Here is a 5,621-nt window from a genome sequence, read left to right as displayed (position 1 = left end):
GACCCTATCGGAGAGGAGGGTCTCGCATCTCGGCCGTCGCCGGCCCGCCGCACCATCTCGCCACCCCAGCGGTTTCCTTGTCAGGGGTCAAGCGCCGGGGCCGGCGCGTCGCCGCCGGGTCCGTCCGGCGGTGACGGCGACCACTGTCGCGATCGATCGACTGGCTTTCCGCGGGGGAGGAGCTCCGACGTTGTGGCATTCGCCGCGAGCGCATACTATCGCCGCGAGCGCATACTAGGTTGTTGTCCCGCGGAGCGCCGGCAGCGCACGACTGACGGCGGACGGGCGGTGCCGTCCTTTGCGGACTGAGTCCATGACCGAGTCCATGACCGACCGGCGGTACGCCTCCCGTGGGCGGGGGTCCGCTCGGCTCGGCGGTCGTGCGCGTCTCGCGGTGCACGGGAGGCGCTTTCGGGTGGTACGTCCGAACTCCGGCGACCCGGCGTCGGATATCATTCAGGGGTACTGTCAGGGGTGCTGTCGATTCGCCGGGGAGAGGCTTTTTACTACCTTGTTTACCAGGATGGTCATTGCTTGTGAAGGAAGGCGGGGAAGACCTGACCCGACCAGCGATTTCGGGACGCGGGGGTAGTGGTGGTCACCGTACTTCCCCGCCATTCTCCCTATGTCGGCCTCACGCCCTTTCAGGAGACCGACGCCGAATTTTTCTTCGGGCGCCGCGCCGCGGCGCACGCCCTGCTCGCGAAATGGCTTGAAAGTCGGCTGGTCGTCCTGCACGGGCGGGCCGGGGTCGGAAAAACGTCGTTGTTGTGGGCCGGCGTGCTGCCGAATCTGGTCTCGACGGACGCCGACGTGCTGCCGGTCGGTCCGGACGCGGACGATGGCCTGGTCCGCTCGACCGGAAATCCCTACCTGGAGTCGTTGCTGCGATGTTGGGCGGGCGACGCCGACACCTGGTCGCTGGTGGACGCCATCCAGAGCAAGCGGCACGGTCACGGCGCCGCCGGTCGTGACCGTCAACTCGGCTCCGCGCGGCCGATCCTGGCCGCTGTGGACCAGTTCGAGGACTTCTTCGTACCCCACTCGCCGTATCTGGACCCGTTGCGCACCCAGTTCGTCGAAGTTCTCGGTGAGGCCGTGGCCGCCCTCCCGGACCTGCACCTGTTGCTGGTGATCCGGCGTAACCACCGGGCCGCGCTCGCGCCCTACGAGGACACCCTCGCCGGTGGCTCGACGATCGCCAGGGTCGCCGTCGGACCGTTGGACCGGCGCTCGGCAACTGCGGCGCTGACCGAACCGTTGCGGGCGGCGGGCCGACGCCTCCCGCCGGGTGTCGCCCAGGCCTGCGTCGACGGCCTTGTCACCAGCCGTGTGGTGGACGCTACCGGGACGGAGTCCGTTCTGGTCGCCAGCACGGTGCAGCCGGCGTACCTCCAGCTCGTGGCGACGGCCATCTGGCGCTCCCCGCTCGTCACCGCCGGACCCGCCACCGAACCCGCCGCCACCGAACCCGTCACCGGCGCCCAGCTGGCGGAGACCGGTGATGCGAGCATGATCCTCGGGGCGTATCTGACCCAGGCGATCGTGGCCGTGGCCCGGGAACACGACCTCGACGACGGGGAGGTGTGCACCTGGCTGACCCGGACCTTCATCACCGAACGCGGCCGGCGGGGAGCCGTCGACGAGGGCATCGAGACGACCGCCGGGATGCCCACCACCCTCCTCGACGCACTGGTCGAGCGATATGTCCTCGCCAGTGAATGGCGTTCGGGTTCCCGGCGGTTCGAGCTCTTCGACGATCGCCTTATCCCGCCGCTGCAGGAGGCCTTCCCGGACTGGTCCGTCGCGGGACGCTTGGCTGGTGCGGCTGGTGCGGCCGATTTCCTCCAGGCCGCGCTGGTGAGCTTCGCCGACGGCGATGTCGTGGCCGCGCGCGGCCATGTCGACGAGGCGTTGCTCCGCAGCCCGGACGGCTCCCGGACGACGGCCCGGACATCGGCCCCGCGGGCCGAGCTCGATGAGGCGCAGGCCCGACCCGAGCAGGCGGAGCAGGGGTACCGTGAGGCCGCCGAACTCTACGAATCGCTGTCCGACACCGAGGGTTCGGGCCGTGCCCTGGCCGCCATCGGCCGGCTCCTGCTGCGCGGCGGTCAGTACGGCCGGGCCATCGAAGATTTTCAGGCCGCTTCCGCGCGGCTGCCGGCCGACTCCGGCGTCCAGGCCGACCTCGCCCGGGCGCTGTGGTACTCCGGCCAGCCCTGGGGGGCTGCCGCCATCTTCTCGACCGTGCTGACGATCGCTCCGGAACCGGAGGCCGCCCTTGCCGGGCGGGGACAGCTGCGGGTGGAACTGGGGGACGACGTTTCGGCGTTGGAGGATCTCGAGCGGGTGACACGGCTGGCTCCCGACGTCGCCGGCGTCACGGAAGTGCGGGCGACCCGCGCCCTGGCGCTGGCCCGGCTCGGCCGATCGAGGGAGGCATCCGACGAGACCGCGGCGGTCCTGGACGCGGCGCCGGACAGCGGCCCGGTCCTGTGGCGTGCCGCCGGTGTGGCGCGTGCCGCCGGCGAGGACACTCGAGCGGACGATCTGCTGCGGCGCGCGCTCGACGCACGCGATCCGGCGCTGCTCCCGCATCAACAGGAGCAGGTGCTCCGCTCGCTGCGCCGCTCGGGGGCCATGGCCTGACACCGGTATCGCAGCAGCGCGGCTGGGAGGTTGATCCAGGATGACTCTACATCGCCAGGCGAGTGATGATCGGGCGGAGCGGACGGTCGACGTACGGCCGCACCTGGTCCCGTCGGGCGAGGAAGTCGTGGTCCCGCGGTTCCGGATGCCGCAGGAGTCGATTGCGCCGGAGACGGTCTACCAGATCGTCCACGACGAGCTGATGCTCGACGGCAACGCGCGGCTGAACATGGCCACGTTCGTGACCACCTGGATGGACCCGTACGCCGACCGGTTGATGGCCGAGTGCGCCCCGAAGAACATGATCGACAAGGATGGGTAGCCGCAGACGGCGGCGCTGGAGGAACGGCGAGTCATCGTTCCACCACTGAGCCGGGCGCCGGGCGCGGGGGCGGGGGTGGGGGCGAACCTGCCGAAGACGACCGAGTGCCCGAGGGGAGTCAGTGTGCACTCGACCCGCGGGGGTACCTCCACAGCGGGGTACCTCCACATATGTGGACCGGGGTGGGGATGCCGTCGCGTTCCAGGCCGCGCAGGGACTCGATGAGCACCTTGGGCGTGATGCCACGCAGCGGCACCTGGAGCTCGGAGAATCGCCGATGGCCGCCGAGGAATTTCTGTCGGTGCCGGGGTCCAAGGTGATGTGGCACGGTCCGCCTGATACGGGTCCGCACGATACGAAGGAGCACATCATGCCTACTCGAGAGACCGCCCCGGCCGGAGCGCCCTGCTGGGTCGACCTGATGACCTCCGACCCGGCCCGGGCTCGGACGTTTTACAGCGAGCTGTTCGGCTGGACGGCGGAGGATCCCGCTGAGGAGTTCGGCGGGTACTTCACCTTCACGAAGGACGGTGTCCAGGTCGCCGGCTGTATGCCCGAGCAGGACGAGGCCGTCCCGAATGGCTGGTCGGTCTACCTGGCCACGCCGGATGCCGAGAAGACCGTCGCCGCCGCTGTGGACCACGGGGGTCAGGTGATCGTCCCGGCGATGGCCGTCGAAGAGCTCGGCGTCATGGCCGTCGTGACCGACGCCGCCGGCGCGGCGATCGGCATGTGGCAGCCGGGGCTGCACCGTGGTTTCGGGGTGCTTGCCGAGCCGGGCGCCCCCGGCTGGTTCGAGCTGCACACCCGCGACTACGCCGCGGCCGTCGGCTTCTACCGGGACGTGTTCGGCTGGGACGTTCACGTCGTCAGCGACACCCCGGAGTTCCGCTACACGACCTTCGGCAAGGACGAGGGCGCGCTCGCCGGCATCATGGACGCGGCGGGCTTCCTGGCCGAGGGCGTCCCGGCGCACTGGTCGGTGTACTTCGCCGTGCAGGACACCGACGCGGCGCTCGCGAAGACCGCCGAACTCGGCGGGTCGGTGGTGCTGCCCGCGGAGGACACCCCCTACGGCCGCCTCGCGGTCGCCGCCGACCCGACCGGCGCCGTGTTCAAGCTGGTCGGCCCGGCCAAGTCTGAGCCCGCCGCCGCGAGCTGACCCGCCCGGCCCGGTTCCCGCCGCGGATGTGCCTGAGGCGCAGCACTATCGTTGCGGGAACCGAGGGCTGGCCCGTTACCGTCGGCGCCGTCGGCCAGTGACCATCCTGGCCCGGGGGGCGAGGGATCCGGCCCGGCTCAGGTGGGACCCGGCTCAAGCCGCCACCGGCGGCTGGGCGCGCAACAGGCGGGCGAGGACGGACCCGGCGTGGCGGATGCCCGCGTCGTCCACGTCGAGGTGGGTGACGATCCGCAGCGTGGTCGGCCCGGTCGCCCCGACCAGCACGCCCTGCTCGGCGGCGCGCGCCGCGACGGCCCCGGCGTCAGTGACCTGGACCAGCACCATGTTGGTCTCCACCGCCTTCGGGTCGACGCGGCCGGGTGCGGCGTCGGCCAGCAGCGCGGCGAGTTCGGCGGCGCGTCGATGGTCCTCCGCGAGCCGGTCGACGTGGTGGTGCAGCGCGTGCAGGCCGGCCGCGGCCAACACGCCGGCCTGGCGCATCCCGCCGCCGAGCCGCCGGCGCCACTCCCGGACGGTGCCGACGCGGCCGGCATCACAGACGACCAGGGAGCCGACCGGCGCGCCCAGCCCCTTGGACAGGCACACCGACAGGGTCGTGAAGGCGGCTGCGAGGCGACGCGGCGGGACGGCGCTCGCGACCGCGGCGTTCCACAGCCGCGCGCCGTCGCAGTGCAGCGCCACGTCGGCGGAGTCGGCGATGGCGCGGAACTCCGCCAGCCGGCCGAGCGACCAGACCCAGCCGCCGGAGCGGGCATGGGTGTTCTCCACGGCCAGCACGCTGGTCCTGACCATGCTGTAATTGCCGGTGACGCTGTGCGCGCGGATCGCGGCGGCCACGTCCGCCAGGTCCGCCGCCGCGGTGAGGCCGGGCAGGGTGCGGGTCTGCACCCCGCCGAGCGCGGCCAGCCCGCCGAGCTCGTAGGTGACGATGTGGGCCTCGGTGTCGGTGATGATCTCGGTGCCGACCGGCGCGCTGGACCGCAACGCGACGAAGTTGCCCATGGTCCCGCTCGGCACGAACACGGCGGCCTCGTGGCCGAGCAGGTCCGCAGTGTGCTCCTCCAGCGCGCGGACGGACGGATCCTCGCCGTAGTGGTCGTCGCCCACCTCGGCTGACGCCATGGCCCAGCGCATCGCCGCGGTCGGCCGGGTCACGGTGTCGCTGCGCAGGTCCACGGGCCCGGCTGGGCGCAGCGGTGCCGGCCGGTTCGCCACCCGCGGCCGACTGGACACGGCCGGTTCGTCGTTGATCCTCGGAGAGCCGTCACCTGTGGCATCGGAGGTAATGTCTTGTGATGGTAGCTACCTGCACCAGGGCGTTCCGGGCTATTGGCGGTCCGTTGGTGAGCGTGCGAGCCCGGGTGTACGCCCCGGCGGGTACTCGGCGAACGGGTGCGCGACCTGCTGCTGCTTCGCCCTCGGCATTCCTCAGCCCGGCGGTGTCTGCCCAGCCTAGTACTCCAATCC

General features: G+C 71.6%; 5 protein-coding genes. 3 read left to right on the top strand and 2 right to left on the bottom strand.

Translation table 11 applies throughout. From position 1 onward, the window contains the following. Positions 1 to 594 precede the first annotated feature (594 nt). Together ACY45C_RS17865 and ACY45C_RS17860 are read left to right on the top strand one after the other, a co-directional pair. Positions 595 to 2,649, top strand: a complete 2,055-nt coding sequence (locus ACY45C_RS17865) for a tetratricopeptide repeat protein (RefSeq protein ID WP_462188701.1) — start codon at positions 595 to 597, stop codon at positions 2,647 to 2,649. Between the two features lie 40 nt (positions 2,650 to 2,689). After that, positions 2,690 to 2,971: a hypothetical protein gene (locus ACY45C_RS17860; RefSeq protein ID WP_462188700.1), complete on the top strand. Its 282-nt coding sequence runs from the start codon at positions 2,690 to 2,692 to the stop codon at positions 2,969 to 2,971. A gap of 118 nt (positions 2,972 to 3,089) precedes the next feature. Here the strand turns inward: ACY45C_RS17860 and ACY45C_RS17855 are convergent, their stop codons facing one another. Then, positions 3,090 to 3,299: a winged helix-turn-helix transcriptional regulator gene (locus ACY45C_RS17855; RefSeq protein ID WP_462188698.1), complete on the bottom strand. Its 210-nt coding sequence runs from the start codon at positions 3,297 to 3,299 to the stop codon at positions 3,090 to 3,092. 42 nt (positions 3,300 to 3,341) lie between these two features. Here ACY45C_RS17855 and ACY45C_RS17850 point away from each other — a divergent pair, with 42 nt between their 5' ends. Further along, a complete protein-coding gene (locus ACY45C_RS17850; protein ID WP_462188696.1) occupies positions 3,342 to 4,133 on the top strand; it encodes a VOC family protein in 792 nt (263 codons plus the stop codon). Between the two features lie 153 nt (positions 4,134 to 4,286). On the opposite strand, the gene ACY45C_RS17845 is transcribed toward ACY45C_RS17850, so the two are convergent. Then, on the bottom strand, positions 4,287 to 5,288 hold the full coding sequence (locus ACY45C_RS17845; protein WP_462188704.1) for a GntG family PLP-dependent aldolase: 1,002 nt from the start codon (positions 5,286 to 5,288) through the stop codon (positions 4,287 to 4,289). Positions 5,289 to 5,621: the final 333 nt, after the last annotated feature.

It is taken from the genome of Frankia sp. CcWB2, from assembly GCF_977927585.1.
The sequence above is the reverse complement of the archived record's forward strand: the minus strand, read 5'-3'. Positions and strand labels throughout refer to the sequence as shown.